Source organism: Nocardia sp. NPDC049149, from assembly GCF_043197455.1.
Classification (GTDB): Bacteria; Actinomycetota; Actinomycetes; order Mycobacteriales; family Mycobacteriaceae; genus Nocardia.
This window is the reverse complement of the sequence record NZ_JBICTD010000011.1, coordinates 184,911-199,591: the sequence shown is the minus strand read 5'-3', so window position 1 is coordinate 199,591 and position 14,681 is coordinate 184,911. Positions and strand designations below refer to the sequence as shown.

The following is a 14,681-nucleotide window of genomic DNA, read 5'->3' as shown; positions in this document are numbered from 1 at the left end:
CGGTTACGCCCCCGCAGCCGCCTTGCGCTCGGCGATATCGAGCACCGCCAGATAGCCGAAGGTGATGGCGGGGCCGATGGTGGCGCCGGGCCCGGCGTAGGTGTGTCCCATCACCGGGGTCGAGCAGTTGCCAGAGGCGTACAGGCCCTCGATCGCGGTGCCGTCCTCGCGCAGCACCCGGCCCGCGGTGTCGGCGACCAGCCCGCCCTTGGTGCCCAGATCGCCGGGCACCATCTTCGCGGCATAGAACGGGCCATGCACCAGCGCGGCCAGGCACGGGTTCGGCTTCACCGTCGGGTCGCCGTAGTACCGGTCGTAATGACTGTTGCCGCGGCCGAAGTCGGCGTCCTCGCCGGTCTCGGCGAAGGTGTTGAACCGGGCGACGGTGGCTGCGAGATTGTCCGCTGGCACGCCGACCTTGCCGGCCAGCTCTTCGATCGTGTCCGCCTTGACGATGTTGTCGTTCTCCAGCCAGCGAGACGGAAAGCGTTGCCCCGGTTGCAATCCGGCGAAGATGTAGCGATTGCGGTAGCGCTGGTCGAACACCAGCCAGGCCGGGATGTTCGCGCCTGGTCCCTCACCCTGGCCGTACTTGCCGCCGTACATGGTGTGTACCGCCTCCACGTAGGGCGCCGACTCGTTGCCGAAGCGCTTGCCCGCCGCGTTGACCATGATGGTGCCCGGCAGATTGCGCTCGGCCAGCGCGAACCACGGCCGCCCACCTTTGAAGATGGTCGGACCCCACCAGGCGTCCTCCATGAAGCCGACATTGCCGCCCGCCGCCATGCCTGCGACGATGCCGTCGCCGGTGTTGGCGACCGCGCCGGTGGTCCATTCGGTGGTGATGGGCTGGCGCTGGTACTTGGTGCGCATCTCGGCGTTGTGCTCGAACCCGCCGCTGCCGAGCACGACGCCGTAGCGGGCGGTGAAGGTGACCTTTTCGCCTTCGTGCTCGGCTTCCACCCCGGTGACCACGCCGTTCTCCACGACGAGTCCGGTAAGCGGCGTGTTGAGCAGCACAGGCACGTTCGCGTCGAGCAGGCCTTTGCGCATCGCGGCGATGATGGCCTGCCCCATCCCGAGCAGGTGCTTGCCGGTGAACTTGGCCAGGTAGGTGCGCGCGCCGACGCGCATCGCGCGCATCATGCCCTTCGGGTGCCTGCGGATCAGGTTGAGCCGGACGAAATCCGCCTGCATGACCACGACATTGAGCGGTGCCTTGGCGTACGGCGCCTCCAGATTCGCCAGCTCGGCGCCGAGCACCTTCCCGTTGAACGGGGTCGGCTCGCACGAGCGGCCCGCGCCGAGCCCGCCGGGCGCCTCGGGGTAGTAGTCGGAGTAGCCGGGCACCCATTTCATCTTCAGCGGGGTGTGGTCGAGTACGAAGTCGAAGGCCTCGGGGCCGCGGTCGATGTAGGTGTCGATCCGCTCCTTCGGCACCACGTCGCCGATGATGCTGTGCAGATAGGTGCGTGCCACCTCGCGGTCATCCGGTCGGCCGGACGCGCGCAGCGCCTTGTTGCCGGGGATCCAGACGCCGCCGCCGGAGCGTGCGGTCGACCCGCCGTAGCGCGCGGCCTTCTCGATGAGCACCACGCTGAGCCCGTGGTGGGCGGCGGTGAGGGCCGCGGTCATGCCTGCGGCACCGCTGCCGACGACCACGACGTCGTAGCTCCGTGGTCCATTAACCGGATCAGTCATGTAGAACACGTTATAGAATGATGCCGTCATTGGTCTATGTTGTGTGGCAGAAGACTTGTTCGGCCTCGGTGTCTGCCGAGAAACTCGTTTCAGTTTCAGACCGGAGTGAAGTACATGGGGTTCGATTGGGACCTGGTTGCCGACGTGGTCGTCGTCGGCTTCGGCGCGGCCGGCGCCGCCGCGGCGCTGCAAGCGGCGGCCGACGGGGCACAGGTGCTCGCGCTGGAGCGGTTCGCGGGCGGCGGGGCGTCGGCGTTGTCCGGGGGCATCATCTACGCGGGCGGCGGGACGTCGGTGCAGCAGGAAGCAGGCGTGGTCGATACGCCGGAGGCGATGCTGGCGTACTTGACGCGTGAGGTCGGGGACGCGGTGACGCCGGAGACGCTACGCCGGTTCGTCGACGAAAGCCCGGCGATGATCGAGTGGCTGCGCGGGCACGGCGTGCCGTTCGAGGCGTCGCTGTGCCCCTACAAGACGTCCTACCCGAACGACAGCTACTACCTGTACTACTCGGGCAGCGAGATCTCCGGTGCGTTCCGCGATATCCCGGCGGCACAGCGCGGGCATCGGGTCAAGGGCAAGGGCACCTCGGGCAAGCAGCTGACCGGCCCGCTCACCGCCGCCGCGTCCCAGCTCGGAGTGCGGATCGAAACCCTCACTACGGCAACGCAACTAGTCGTCGACGACGCGGGGACGGTGATCGGCCTCGAATGCCGCACGCTGCGGGACGCGCCGGGCCGGATCCGCGATCGCTACACGCGGATGGCGCAGCTCGCCGCCAAGCCGGGCATCTACTACCCGCCGTTGCGTGCCGCGCTGGAGAAGCGCCTGGCGCGGTTGGATCGCCAGTACGGCACGACAATTCGGGTACTCGCCCGCCGGGGCGTGGTGTTGAGCGCGGGCGGGTTCATCGCCAACCGGGCGATGGTGCGTGAGTACGCGCCGGGATATCGCGGCGGTCTCGCGCTCGGCACCACCGGCGACGACGGCAGCGGCATTCTGCTCGCCGAGCAGGTCGGCGCGGCCACCGATCGAATGGGCAATGTCTCGGCTTGGCGGTTCCTCTTGCCGCCCAGCGCTTTTACCGGTGCGGTACTGGTCGATGCCGCGGGGCGCCGGGTCATCGACGAGACGCGGTACGGCGCGGCGGTCGGGCACAAGCTCATCACCGACCACGACGGCAAGGGTTGGCTGCTCGCCGACGACGAGCTGATGCGCACCGCGATCGCGCAGATCGGCAAGCAGGGCGCCTGGTTCCAGCGCGGACAGTTCGAGGCGATGCGGCGCACCGCGATTCGCGGCGCGACGCTCGAGGCGGTTGCGGGGAAAGCAGGCATCGACGTGGTCGGCTTGCTGGCGACGGTGGACGCGCACAACGCCGCGATCGCGGACGGCACGCCTGATCCGGTCGGCAAGCCTGCGGAGTTCACCAAACCGCTGCGCACCGGGCCGTTCTGGCTGTTGGATGTCGGCATCACACCGAGCTTGACCAATCCATGCCCCATGCTCACCCTCGGCGGCGTCGTCGTGGACGAGCGCACCGGCGCGGTCAAATCGACTGCCGGAACGGATATTCCGGGACTCTTCGCGGCGGGCCGGACCGCCGTCGGCATCTGCTCGGAGTCCTACGTCAGCGGCCTCTCGCTGGCCGACTGTATCTTCTCCGGCCGCCGGGCAGGCCGCAGCGCGGCAGGTGACGAAGTCCCGGCACTCGATCAAGCAACAGCGGAAGGAAACTAGCGTGCTGTCCGACGCGGTACGAACCGAACTGGCCGACGAACTCGAGCGCGCCGAGCGCGACCGGGTGCCGATCGATCCGCTGGTCGCCCGGTATCCGGACATCGATGTGGTCGATGCCTACGAGATCCAGCTGCGCAACATCCGGCGCAGGCTCCACACCGGTGCGAGGGTGGTCGGCCACAAGGTCGGCCTGTCCTCCAAGGCGATGCAGCAGATGATGGGTGTGGATGAACCCGACTACGGTCACCTGCTCGCGGAAATGGAAGTCTACGAAGACGTTCCGGTCGAGGCAGAGCGCTACCTGTTCCCCAGAGTCGAGGTCGAGGTCGGCTTCGTGCTCGGCGCCGACCTGCCCGGCGCGGACTGCACCGAAGACGACGTGCTCGCCGCCACCGTGGCATTCGCGCCCGCGATCGAGCTGATCGATTCGCGGATCAAGGACTGGAAGATCGGCCTCGCCGACACCATCTCCGACAACGCGTCGTCCGCCGGATACGTGCTCGGCCCGCAGCGGGTCGCGCCGAAAGACATCGACATCAAGAAGATCGACGCGGTGCTCACCCGCAACGGCGAGGTGGTGGCCGAGGGCCGCAGCGACGCCGTGCTCGGTGACCCGGTCATCGCGGTGGCCTGGCTGGCCCGCAAGGTCGCGAGCTTCGGCGTGCGGTTGAAGGCGGGCGACATCGTGCTGCCCGGCTCGTGCACGCGCGCCATCGACGCAAGGCCTGGCGACGCATTCCTCGCCGAGTTCGCTGGACTCGGCTCTGTCCGTTTGCAATTCACGTAGGAGGCTAGTGGTGTCCGAGAACGGGACCGTCACCGCCGCGATCGTCGGGTCCGGCAACATCAGTACCGATCTGCTGTACAAGCTGCTGCGCTCCACCACGGTGGAACCGCGGTGGATGATCGGGATCGACCCCGACAGTGAGGGTTTGAAGCGGGCCCGCGGGCTCGGGCTGGAGACCTCCGCCGAAGGGGTCGATTGGCTGCTCGGCCGATCGGAGCTGCCCGAGCTGATTTTCGAGGCCACGTCCGCGTATGTGCATCGCGCGGCCGCACCGAAGTACGCCGAAGCGGGCATCCGCGCGGTCGATCTCACCCCTGCGGCCGTCGGTCCTGCGGTGGTGCCGCCGGTGAACCTCGGCGCGAATCTCGAAGCGCCGAACGTCAACATGATCACCTGCGGTGGCCAGGCCACCATTCCGATCGTCGCCGCGGTCTCGCGGGTCGTCCCGGTCGCCTACGCGGAGATCGTCGCCTCGGTGTCGTCGGTCTCCGCGGGTCCGGGCACCAGGGCCAACATCGACGAATTCACCAAGACCACTAGCCGTGGTGTGGAAACCATCGGCGGTGCGCAGCGCGGCAAGGCGATCATCATCCTGAACCCGGCGGAACCGCCGATGATCATGCGCGACACCATCTTCTGCGCCATCCCCGAAGACGCGGACACCGACGCCATCACCGATTCCATCCACCGCATGGTCGCCGACATCCAGCAGTACGTGCCCGGCTACCGGCTGCTCAACGATCCGCAGTTCGACCCGCCCTCGGTGATATCCGGTGGGATGGCCAAGGTTTCGGTGTTCGTCGAGGTGGAAGGCGCGGGCGACTTCCTGCCGCCGTATGCGGGCAACCTCGACATCATGACCGCCGCCGCCACCAAGGTCGGCGAGGTCATCGCAGGCCAGATCCTGACGGCACGGGTGTAAGGAGCGAAACCATGTCTTACTCAGCAGATCTCGACATCCGCGTCACCGACACCTCGCTGCGCGACGGATCCCATCACAAGCGCCACCAGTTCACCGCCACCGAGGTGCGCGATATCGTCGCCGCCCTCGACGGCGCGGGAGTTCCGGTCATCGAGGTGACCCACGGCGACGGGCTCGGTGGGTCGTCGTTCAACTACGGCTTCTCCAAAACCCCTGAGCAGGAACTGATCACGATCGCCGCCGAGACGGCGAAGCAGGCCAAGATCGCGGTCTTGATGCTGCCGGGCGTCGGTGTCAAGGAAGACATCAAGATCTCCCAGGACAACGGCGCCTCGATCTGCCGCATCGCCACGCACTGCACCGAGGCGGACGTGTCGATCCAGCACTTCGGGCTGGCGCGCGAACTCGGACTGGAAACCGTCGGCTTCCTGATGATGTCGCACTCGCAGCCGCCGGAGGTGCTGGCCAAGCAGGCCAGGATCATGGCCGACGCGGGCTGCCAGTGTGTCTACGTCGTAGATTCGGCAGGAGCGCTCGTCCTCGACCAGGTCACCGACCGGGTCGCCGCGCTTGTCGCCGAACTCGGCAACGACGCCCAGGTCGGCTTCCACGGCCACGAGAACCTCGACCTCGCTGTTGCCAACTCCGTCTACGCGATCCGTGCCGGGGCCACCCAAATCGACGGCAGCGCACGCCGTTTCGGTGCGGGCGCGGGCAACACCCCCGTCGAAGCCCTCGTCGGAGTCTGCGACAAGCTCGGGATCAGCACCGGCATCGACTTTTTCGCGATCGCCGACGCCGCCGAAGACGTCGTCCGGCCCGCCATGCCGCAGGAATGCCTGCTCGACCGCTCGTCGCTGATGATGGGCTACGCGGGCGTCTACTCCAGCTTCCTCAAGCACGCCGAACGCCAAGCCGAGCGCTACGGCGTCTCGGCCGCCGAAATGCTGGTCCGCGCGGGCAAACGCAAACTGGTCGGCGGCCAGGAAGACCAACTGATCGACATCGCACTCGAACTGCAACGCGAAGCTGCCGTCCCGGCCGGCTGACCCCTCGAACGGCTGATGTCGCGGTCCACCCACCGCGACATCAGCCATCGTTGTATTCGGACCACCCGCCCCCACGGACTGGTCCCACTTCCTACCCTGGCCACCGCCCATCGGCCTTCGCCGCGGCGACAGCAGCAAGACCCGCAGGACGCATACGCCCCGCAACGACAAGCGCTTCCACCTTGCCGACATTGATCCGCGACCACGGACTCCGCGCCCGCCGCGGCGAATACCGCTGCAAATAGTGCCCCGCATCGAGCCCCCGCCGAACGCTGTCGATCCACCCATAGCAGAGGGCGCCATCGAGCGTCTCGGTGATGCTCACCGATTTCTCGCCGGACCCCTTCTTGGCAATCTTCACCCAAACTTCCTCGGCCCGATCATGATTGGCCGCCAGCCAAGCCTCCCACTCACCCGCGTCAGCACACGTAATGACCTCAATGCTGTCGACCTGCCCCATGCCATCTCCTCGAGCGTCGGAATCTCCTGAACCCCATCCTCCGCCCTTAAGCGCTCACCAAATGAGCACTTAAAACCGCAACTGTTCCTCGACTTGCGTCAGCTCATACCGCGACGATCTCGACCATGCTTTCCAGGCCGCGGAAGTCATCGCTGTTGCGGGTGAACAACGCGAGTCCACGCGACGAGGCAACGGCAGCGATCATTAGGTCCAGTCGCCGTGGCCGGGGGTCGCGCTTCGACGCGAGGGTGAGCGCGACCAGCGTTCCGTATCGAGTCGCCGCGTCCTCGTCGAAGGGAATCGGATCGAACTCCACGATGGCGATGCCAAGACGCTCGGACCGCTGCGCGCGGGCGACTGGGTCCTTGGCCATCGCGATGCCTTGATGGAGCTCGGCGAGGGTAATGGTGGTGATCTCGGGCATTTTCGGCAGTGACTCCGGTTCGAGCTCGTACAGGTCGATGTACGTGCAGGTGTCCAGAATTCCGCTGGCTCGCCGCGCGCTCACCACCGTGACCCCCACGTATCGGCGTCGTCGCCGATGCGATCCTCGGTGCCGAAGAATTCCTCTGCTTCCCGGCGCATCTCGGCGTAGTTCAAGCGGGGCAGTTTCCGGTGTCGTTCGACCAGCTCTTCGGCTGTCAGCCGCCGCCGCCGGTTGACCGGCCGTAATTCCGCGACCTCGACGCCATTGCGGGTCACGCGAAATGTCTCGCCTGCTTCGACGGCATCCATGACCGCCGCGGAGTTGTTGCGGAACTCCCGTTGCGTGATCACCTTCATGCCGCCAGTGTAGCCAGCTGTAGCACGGCAGGCTACGTGCACTTCAGGGCCAGGTTACGGCTGCTACTTCGGGCTGTGCAGGCGCTGGTCCATGGCGATTACTGCTTCGGTGATGGGGATGGGGTGGGTGAAGGGGAGTTTGTGGGTGGCGTCGAGGGTGCGGACGGTGATGTCGGGGTGGGTTTGGTGGAGGTGGTGGGCGCCTGCGCGCCAGGTTTCGTTGACGTGGGTGGCGTGGGTGGCGTGGCCGCCGGAGGTGTTGGTGGCGACGAGGAGGGTGGTGGGGCAGGTGAGGGTGGCGTAGGTGTCGAGCAGGTGCTGGCGGCGTTCGTCGACGTCGAGGGTGAGGTCGGCGATCGCATTCGGGGGGAGGTGGTAGCCGTAGGGGGTGGCGCGGATCAACCACATGGCGAACTTGGTGCCGAAGCTGTTGAGGCCGTTGCGCATTGCGGCTTCGTCCTGGACGAGCGGCGCCTGGATCGGGACCGCACCGTCGACCAGGACGAGCGCGCCGACCCGCTTCGGATGCTTGGCGGCGTAGGCGACGGCGAGGTCGGCGCCGAGGGACCAGCCGACGATGATCGGACGCTCGACGAGGACGTTGTCCATGACCGTCTCGGCATCGGACAGGAAATCACCGAAGGTGTAGCTGCCCGCGGACGTCGCTTTCCCGTGCCCGCGGAAGTCGAAGGTGATCGTCTCGAACCGGTCGGTCAGGCCGGCGACGACCTTCTTCCACGACGCCTGGGTCGCGCCGACGCCGTTGAAGAACACGACGGCCTGACCGGCTCCGGACCGGGTGATCGGCAAGGCGACCGACCCGTTGCGCACTGACTTCTTCTCGTTGGCCACCCATCGATCATCCTGGTGGCGCGTCGGCGCCTACAACCAGGTGTCGAGTGTGGTCGTGGTGAGGAAGTGTTCGAGGTCGGCGCGCCAGGGAGCCGGGGTGGTCTTGTCGGGTTCGATGGCGGTGTACTGCCCTCGATAGAAGAGCAGGGGGCGGCCGGTGGCGGTGGATTCGGACAGCGCCTGCACCCGGCCGATGACGATGTAGTGGTCGCCGCCGTCGACGACGCTGTCCACCGTGCATTCGATGGTGGCGAGGGCGTCGTCGAGCAGCGGGAGGTTCAGGTCGGAGGTGCGCCACGGGGTGCCCGCGAACTTGTCGGTTTCGCGGGACCCGAAGCGGGCGCACACGTCGCGCTGCTCCTCGGCAAGCACGTTCACGCAGAAGCGGCCGGACTGTTCGATGGCCGCCCAGGACCGCGACGTCTTGGTGGGGCAGAACAGGATCAGGGGCGGGGCGAGGGAGAGGGCGGCGAACGATTGGCACGCGAAACCCAGTGGCGCGCCTGCCATGTCGAAGGTGGTGATGACGGTGATGCCGGTGCAGAACTGGCCGAGCACGTTCCGGAACTGCCTGGCATCGATCTCCGGGTCGGTCATCGGCTCGCTCGCCCTCTGCTTACCCACCCCGCCGGCTTCGCCGGCTGCCGTCCCCGTGCCACTCACTGCTGGCGCTGCCCGACGGTGAAGTCGTGGCCCCACAGGCTCACTGCGGTGGATTCCCTGGCAATCCAGTCATCGTCGTCGACTTCTAGTCCCTCGCAGCCGAATTCGACGTCGAAGCCGCCCGGCGTCTTCATGTAGAAGGACAGCATCTTGTCGTTGACGTGCCTGCCGAGGGTCGCGGACATGCGCACCTTCTTGCGCAGCGCGCGGTCGAGGCACAGCCCGACGTCGTCGGCTTCTTCCACCTCGAGCATCAAGTGCACGATGCCGCTCGGTGTCGGCATGGGCAGGAACGCCAGCGAGTGGTGCCGCGGATTGCAGCCGAAGAAGCGCAGCCAGGCAGGCTCGCCGTCGGCCGGGCGCCCGACCATCTGCGGTGGCAGCCGCATCGAGTCCCGCAGCCGGAAGCCGAGCACGTCGCGGTAGAACTCGAGCGCAGCTTTGTCGTCTTTGGTGCTGAGCACTACGTGCCCGAGTCCCTGTTCCTCGGTGACGAACCGATGCCCGTACGGGCTCACCACGCGCCGATGTTCCAGTGCCGCACCGTGAAACGCCTCTAGGGTGTTGCCGGACGGATCGTCGAACCGGATCAGCTCGTGCACCCGCCGGTCGGCCAGTTCCGCAGCGGTGCCCTCCTTGTAGGGCACGCCGGCGCCGTCGAGCCGATTCCGGATATCTTGCAGTTCTTCGGCATTGGCGGTCTCCCACCCCGAGATCTGCAGTGCGTCCTTGTCGCCGGGCGAGATGACCAGCCTGGCCGGGAATTCGTCCATCCGCAGATACAGCGCGTCCGGATTTCCCCCTTTGCCTTCGACCATGCCGAGCACTTTGAGCCCGTACTCGCGCCACGCGGCCATATCGGTCGCTTCGATGCGCAAATAGGCGAGTGATCGAATCCCCATCACATCTCCTGTATCTCGCGGGACGGCCGCGCCGTGTCGGCCGTTATGCGATTGTCATTCACCGCGTTTCCTTGGCGCCAGCCAGGAAATCCATGGCCAGTCGGTTGAATTCGTGGAACTTCTCCAACTGTGCCCAGTGTCCGCAGCCGCCGAACACGTGCAACTGTGCCCGCGGAATCACCTTGGTGGCGACCAGTGCGCCGTCGAGCGGGTTGACCCGGTCCTCGCGCCCCCAGATCAGCAGCACCGGCTGCCGCAGTGTGAAGGCGTCGCGCCAGAGCATGCCCTTCTCGAAATCCGCACCGGCGAAGGACTTTCCCATCGCACGGGTGGCGGCCAGCGATTCCGGCGTGCTTGCCGCGGCGAACCGCTCGTCGATCAGCTCGTCGGTGATCAGCGACTGGTCGAAGACCATGATGCGCAGGAACGCCTCCAGGTTTTCCCTGGTCGGCTCGTAGCTGAACTTGCCGAGCAGCTTCACGCCCTCGGTGGGGTCCGGCGCGAACAGGTTGGTGCTCAACCCACCTGGACCCATCAGCACCAGCTTGCCCGCTCGATCCGGGTAGTCGAGCGCGAACCGCACGGCCGCGCCGCCACCGAGCGAGTTGCCGAGCAGGTGCACCCGAGTGGTGATTTCCAGATGATCGAGCAGATCCTTCAGCGCCGAGGCGCTGTGCACGAAGTACTGCGGGTGTTCGGTCGGCTTGTCCGAGCGGCCGTATCCCGGCTGGTCGACGGCGAGCACATGGAAGTGCTCGGCCAGCACCGGAATGTTGCGCGCGAAATTGGACCAGGACGACGCGCCTGGCCCGCCGCCGTGCAGCAGCACGATCGTCGGCCCGTTGCCGACGCCTGCCTCGTGGTAGTGCAGTCGCAGGTCGGGTCGGACCTGTGCGTAGCGCGAGGTCGATTCGGCAGTGAGTGTCACAGTTGAGGTCACGACTCCACCTCGCTGCCGCTCGGTTCCGTCGCGCCGTCTACGGCGCTGTAATTTCGGTTCACTCGCTTGCGCTCGTTCACGACAGGCCCCTACACCATCCCGTCGGTGACCGGCAGCCCGAACTCGTGCGTGCCGTACATGACGTAGGCGCGCTCGGGATCGTTGGCGGCGTGCACCCGGCCCGCGTGTGCGTCGCGCCAGAAGCGTTGCAGCGGAGTGCCGTTCGACAACGCCGTGGCGCCGGAGCTCTCGAAGAGCTTGTCGATGGCCGCGATCGAACGCCCGGTGGCCCGCACCTGGTCGCGCCGCGCGGCCACGCGCAGGTCGAAGGGAACGTCCTTGCCCGCCACCAGCAGTGCGTATTCGTCGGCGACGTTGCCGGACAGCTGCCGCCATGCCGCGTCGATATCGCTGGACGCTTCCGCGATGCGCACCTTGGCGAACGGGTCGTCCTTCGCTTTTTCGCCCGCGTACGCGGCGCGGATCCGCTTGCCCTGATGCTCGACGTGCGCCGCGTACGCGCCGTAGGCCATGCCGACGATCGGCGCGGAGATGGTGGTGGGATGGATAGTGCCCCAAGGCATCTTGTACACCGGATCGGTGTTCTGCTCCAGGCCGGGCGATTTCATCTCGCTCATCGTGCGGAAGCTGAGGAACCGGTGCGTCGGCACGAAAATGTCTTTCACCACAACGGTATTGGATCCGGTGCCGCGCAAGCCGACCACGTTCCAGACGTCGTCGATGCGGTAGTCGTCGCGCGGGATCAGGAAGCTGCCGAAGTCGACGGGCTTGCCGTCCTTGATCACCGGTCCGCCGAGCACCGCCCAGGTGGCGTGGTCGCAGCCCGAGGACCAGGCCCATGCGCCGTTGACGAGGTAGCCGCCGTCGACGACCTGACCGGCGCCCATCGGCGCGTACGACGAGGAGATCCGCACCTCGGTGTCCTCGCCCCAGACGTCCTGCTGCGCCTGCTGATCGAACAGCGCCAGGTGCCAATTGTGTACGCCGACAATGCCTGCCACCCAGCCGGTGGACCCGCATGCGCTCGCGATCTTGCGCACCGTGTCGTAGAAGGTCACCGGGTCGGCCGCGTGACCGCCCCACTGCTTGGGCTGCAGCAACCGGAAGAAGCCGGTCTCCTGCAACGCCTTCATGGATTCGTCGGGGATGCGCCGCAGGTCCTCGGCCTCCTGCGCGCGCTCGCGCAGTGTCGGCAACAGCGCGTCGACCCGTTCGGTCACTTCTTGCGTCATCTCGGGACCTGCTCCTGCCTGGTCGATTGATAACCGGTACTCATTTGCCTCTGAGACTAGAACAGGTTCTTATTTATGTCGAGAACCGGGTCTGATCCCTGGTCATTGATGGACATGTGCAGGAAGTGGCGGGAATCGCTGGCATGGAACGCCACATTTTTGTAACGTGTTCTAGTACAGAAGGAGGAGGATTCGCGATGGCGGTTACCCCACAGGGGGGCGGTAAGGTCCGAGAGCTCGACGTCGGGACCACACCCACCCGGTATGCACGGGGATGGCATTGCCTCGGTCTGGCCAAGACGTTCCGCGACGGCAAGCCGCACGCGGTCCAGGTGTTCGGCACCAAGCTCGTCGTCTGGGTCGACAGCGACAATGAGCTGCGCGTGCTCGACGCCTACTGCAGGCACATGGGCGGCGACCTCAGCATGGGCGAGATCAAGGACGGCGACATCGCCTGCCCGTTCCACGACTGGCGCTGGTCCGGCACCACCGGCAAGTGCTCCGCGATTCCCTACGGCCGTCGGGTGCCGCCGCTGGCACGGACCCGCAAGTGGACCACCCTCGAACGCAACGGTCAGCTGTTCGTCTGGCACGACGTCGAGGGCAGCCAGCCACCGCCCGAGATCACCATCCCGTACATCAAGGGCCCCTACGCGGACACCGAAGGCAACGCCTCCGAGCAGCTCGACAGCGGCTGGACCGAGTGGACATGGAACTCGATGCTGATCGAGGGCGCCAACTGCCGCGAGATCATCGACAACGTGGTCGACATGGCGCACTTCTTCTACATCCACTTCGCGTTCCCCACCTACTTCAAGAACGTCTTCGAGGGCCACATCGCCACCCAGTTCCTGGAGACCAAGGGCAGGCCGGACATCGGCATGGCGTCCAAGTACGGCGGCGACACCCTGCTGCATTCGGAGGCGTCGTATTACGGTCCCTCCTACATGATCAACCCGTTGGTCAACTTCTACAGCGGCTTCGAGGTCAAGAGCGTCCTGATCAACTGCCACTACCCGGTGACCCAGGATTCGTTCGTCCTGCAGTGGGGCGTCACGCTGGAGAAGCCGCAGGGCGTCGACGGCGAGATGGCGGACCGGCTTGCCGCGAAGATGACCGAGGGCATCAGCGTCGGATTCCTGCAGGATGTGGAGATCTGGAAGCACAAGTCCAAGGTCGAGAATCCGCTGCTGTGTGAGGAAGACGGCCCGGTCTACCAGCTGCGCCGCTGGTACGACCAGTTCTACGTCGACCTGGCCGACGTCACCGACAAGATGACGCAGCGCTTCGAATTCGAGGTGGACACCACCAAGGCGAACGAGGCATGGGAGGCCGAGGTCGCCGAAAACCTGCGCCGCAAGCGGGAATCCGAGGCCGACGCGGCGGAGGCAGGCGTCTGATGGCCACCTGGGCGAAAGCACCCGACTTCGCCGATCAGCCCGCACGGCAGGCCGAGGTGCGCGCCCAGACGGTCGTCGACAAGCAGCGCTATCTCGAGCAGGGCCTGACACCGCTGCGGTGTCAGGCCTGCCAGAGCCAGGTCCTGGTGCGCAAGAGCAGTTCGCATCAGACGTCGGTCGAGTGGGTCGACAACCCGGCGGCGCACTGTCCGGTGTTCGCCGAGTTGAGCCGGAAGGGCAGTGCTCCTGGCCGCCCCGACACCTGCGGACAGCTGGAGAAGACCATCAAGTGGGCCGTCGACGAGGGCGTGCTCGAGGTCCCGGACTAGCCCGCGCGCACCAACTCGCCCAGAATGGCCGGAAGCCGACTTCGGCCATGAGTCGAGGGAAGGATGCTGTCGTGGTGGTGCGACATCTCGATTGCGCGACAATGTGCCCGTTCGGTGGGCGAGCGCTTATCGGCAGCGGTGGGCTGCTGAAGGGGGAGCTGGTCGCGCACTGCCTGCTCATCGAAACCGGCGACGGTCTGGTGCTGGTCGACTCCGGCATCGGCACCGGCGATATCGCGGAGCCGAGCAGGCTGGGGATCAGTTCGACGCTGCTGGTTCGGCCCGCGCTGCGCCTCGAACAGACTGCGCTGCACCAGATCCGGGCGCTCGGTTACCAGCCGTCGGATGTCCGGCACCTCGTGCTCACCCATCTCGATTTCGACCATGCCGGTGGCATCGGCGACTTTCCGGACGCCACGGTGCATGTGCTGGCCGACGAACTCGCGGCGGTGAGCAACCGCGGCACGCTGCTCCAGAAGGCGCGGTTCCGGCCGCAGCAGTGGGCGCACGGCCCGAAATGGCAGACGCACCAACCGGGTAGCGAATCCTGGTTCGATTTCACCGCGATCCCGCTGTTCGACGACATCGTGCTGGTCCCGTTGATCGGGCACACCGAAGGGCACACCGGTGTCGCCGTGCGACAGGACGACGGCTGGCTATTGCATTGCGGCGACGCCTATTTGCATCGCAGCGAGCTGCGTGGCGGTCGGCTGCCCGTCGGGTTGGCGGTGCATCAACGCCTCACCGACACCATCCGCCGGACCAGGGTGCACAACCTCGAGCGGCTGCGCGCCTTGCGCGCCGATCACGGTGCTCAGGTGCGTCTGTTCTGCGCGCACGACGAGCAGGAGTTCGCCGAGCTGCATACCGCGAATACGCAGTAAATCAACGTCATTCGCC

Annotated in this window: 16 protein-coding genes; 7 read left to right on the top strand and 9 right to left on the bottom strand. The window is 66.5% G+C overall.

Annotated elements, in window-relative coordinates; genetic code table 11:
* Positions 1-3: 3 nt before the first annotated feature.
* Positions 4-1,710, bottom strand: coding sequence for a 3-oxosteroid 1-dehydrogenase (gene kstD, locus ACGFNJ_RS36135; RefSeq protein ID WP_393459266.1), 1,707 nt, complete (start codon positions 1,708-1,710; stop codon positions 4-6).
* A gap of 105 nt (positions 1,711-1,815) precedes the next feature.
* On the opposite strand from kstD, the gene ACGFNJ_RS36130 reads away from it, so the two are divergent.
* From ACGFNJ_RS36130 to dmpG, 4 genes are read left to right on the top strand one after another with little or no spacing between them, the layout of a single operon-like run.
* Positions 1,816-3,441, top strand: coding sequence for an FAD-binding protein (locus tag ACGFNJ_RS36130; RefSeq protein WP_393458977.1), 1,626 nt, complete (start codon positions 1,816-1,818; stop codon positions 3,439-3,441).
* Position 3,442: 1 nt separating this feature from the next.
* Entirely contained in the window at positions 3,443-4,228 is a 786-nt protein-coding gene (locus tag ACGFNJ_RS36125; RefSeq protein WP_393458974.1) for a 2-keto-4-pentenoate hydratase, read from the top strand.
* Positions 4,229-4,238: 10 nt separating this feature from the next.
* The gene (locus ACGFNJ_RS36120) at positions 4,239-5,150 is read left to right on the top strand and encodes an acetaldehyde dehydrogenase (acetylating) (RefSeq protein ID WP_393458971.1); all 912 of its coding nucleotides are present in this window, start codon (positions 4,239-4,241) and stop codon (positions 5,148-5,150) included.
* An 11-nt stretch (positions 5,151-5,161) separates the two neighbouring features.
* Positions 5,162-6,199, top strand: a complete 1,038-nt coding sequence (gene dmpG, locus ACGFNJ_RS36115; protein ID WP_393458968.1) for a 4-hydroxy-2-oxovalerate aldolase — start codon at positions 5,162-5,164, stop codon at positions 6,197-6,199.
* A gap of 91 nt (positions 6,200-6,290) precedes the next feature.
* On the opposite strand, the gene ACGFNJ_RS36110 is transcribed toward dmpG, so the two are convergent.
* The 8 genes from ACGFNJ_RS36110 to hsaA all read right to left on the bottom strand — a co-directional run bounded on the left by ACGFNJ_RS36110 (position 6,291) and on the right by hsaA (position 12,052).
* Positions 6,291-6,659: a YdeI family protein gene (locus ACGFNJ_RS36110; RefSeq protein WP_393458965.1), complete on the bottom strand. Its 369-nt coding sequence runs from the start codon at positions 6,657-6,659 to the stop codon at positions 6,291-6,293.
* 103 nt (positions 6,660-6,762) lie between these two features.
* Positions 6,763-7,167, bottom strand: a complete 405-nt coding sequence (locus tag ACGFNJ_RS36105) for a type II toxin-antitoxin system VapC family toxin (protein ID WP_393458962.1) — start codon at positions 7,165-7,167, stop codon at positions 6,763-6,765.
* The gene (locus tag ACGFNJ_RS36100) at positions 7,164-7,442 is read right to left on the bottom strand and encodes a type II toxin-antitoxin system Phd/YefM family antitoxin (protein WP_393458959.1); all 279 of its coding nucleotides are present in this window, start codon (positions 7,440-7,442) and stop codon (positions 7,164-7,166) included. The genes ACGFNJ_RS36105 and ACGFNJ_RS36100 overlap by 4 nt, the downstream gene beginning before the upstream one ends.
* Before the next feature lie 63 nt (positions 7,443-7,505).
* Positions 7,506-8,294, bottom strand: coding sequence for an alpha/beta fold hydrolase (locus tag ACGFNJ_RS36095; protein ID WP_393458957.1), 789 nt, complete (start codon positions 8,292-8,294; stop codon positions 7,506-7,508).
* A 30-nt stretch (positions 8,295-8,324) separates the two neighbouring features.
* Positions 8,325-8,891, bottom strand: coding sequence for a 3-hydroxy-9,10-secoandrosta-1,3,5(10)-triene-9,17-dione monooxygenase reductase subunit (gene hsaB / locus ACGFNJ_RS36090; RefSeq protein WP_393458954.1), 567 nt, complete (start codon positions 8,889-8,891; stop codon positions 8,325-8,327).
* A gap of 62 nt (positions 8,892-8,953) precedes the next feature.
* Complete coding sequence (hsaC, locus tag ACGFNJ_RS36085; RefSeq protein WP_393458951.1) at positions 8,954-9,859, bottom strand: iron-dependent extradiol dioxygenase HsaC; 906 nt, start codon at positions 9,857-9,859, stop codon at positions 8,954-8,956.
* Positions 9,860-9,917: 58 nt separating this feature from the next.
* Entirely contained in the window at positions 9,918-10,799 is an 882-nt protein-coding gene (gene hsaD / locus ACGFNJ_RS36080; protein WP_393458948.1) for a 4,5:9,10-diseco-3-hydroxy-5,9,17-trioxoandrosta-1(10),2-diene-4-oate hydrolase, read from the bottom strand.
* 89 nt (positions 10,800-10,888) lie between these two features.
* The gene (hsaA, locus tag ACGFNJ_RS36075; protein WP_393458945.1) at positions 10,889-12,052 is read right to left on the bottom strand and encodes a 3-hydroxy-9,10-secoandrosta-1,3,5(10)-triene-9,17-dione monooxygenase oxygenase subunit; all 1,164 of its coding nucleotides are present in this window, start codon (positions 12,050-12,052) and stop codon (positions 10,889-10,891) included.
* A 197-nt stretch (positions 12,053-12,249) separates the two neighbouring features.
* Between hsaA and ACGFNJ_RS36070 the strand changes: the two genes are divergently transcribed.
* From ACGFNJ_RS36070 to ACGFNJ_RS36060, 3 genes are all read left to right on the top strand, one after another.
* Positions 12,250-13,452, top strand: coding sequence for a Rieske 2Fe-2S domain-containing protein (locus tag ACGFNJ_RS36070; protein ID WP_393458942.1), 1,203 nt, complete (start codon positions 12,250-12,252; stop codon positions 13,450-13,452).
* A complete protein-coding gene (locus ACGFNJ_RS36065) occupies positions 13,452-13,781 on the top strand; it encodes a hypothetical protein (protein WP_393458939.1) in 330 nt (109 codons plus the stop codon). The genes ACGFNJ_RS36070 and ACGFNJ_RS36065 overlap by 1 nt, the downstream gene beginning before the upstream one ends.
* Positions 13,782-13,852: 71 nt before the next feature.
* On the top strand, positions 13,853-14,665 hold the full coding sequence (locus ACGFNJ_RS36060) for an MBL fold metallo-hydrolase (RefSeq protein ID WP_393458936.1): 813 nt from the start codon (positions 13,853-13,855) through the stop codon (positions 14,663-14,665).
* The last annotated feature ends 16 nt before the right edge of the window (positions 14,666-14,681 follow it).

Bases quoted from the DNA above. Each gene is read 5' to 3' on its own strand.
- ACGFNJ_RS36130 (WP_393458977.1), top strand. From the start codon at position 1,816: ATGGGGTTCGATTGGGACCTGGTTGCCGACGTGGTCGTCGTCGGCTTC.
- dmpG (WP_393458968.1), top strand. From the start codon at position 5,162: ATGTCTTACTCAGCAGATCTCGACATCCGCGTCACCGACACCTCGCTG.
- ACGFNJ_RS36110 (WP_393458965.1), bottom strand. From the start codon at position 6,659: ATGGGGCAGGTCGACAGCATTGAGGTCATTACGTGTGCTGACGCGGGT.
- ACGFNJ_RS36100 (WP_393458959.1), bottom strand. From the start codon at position 7,442: ATGAAGGTGATCACGCAACGGGAGTTCCGCAACAACTCCGCGGCGGTC.
- hsaB (WP_393458954.1), bottom strand. From the start codon at position 8,891: ATGACCGACCCGGAGATCGATGCCAGGCAGTTCCGGAACGTGCTCGGC.
- hsaC (WP_393458951.1), bottom strand. From the start codon at position 9,859: ATGGGGATTCGATCACTCGCCTATTTGCGCATCGAAGCGACCGATATG.
- hsaA (WP_393458945.1), bottom strand. From the start codon at position 12,052: ATGACGCAAGAAGTGACCGAACGGGTCGACGCGCTGTTGCCGACACTG.
- ACGFNJ_RS36070 (WP_393458942.1), top strand. From the start codon at position 12,250: ATGGCGGTTACCCCACAGGGGGGCGGTAAGGTCCGAGAGCTCGACGTC.
- ACGFNJ_RS36065 (WP_393458939.1), top strand. From the start codon at position 13,452: ATGGCCACCTGGGCGAAAGCACCCGACTTCGCCGATCAGCCCGCACGG.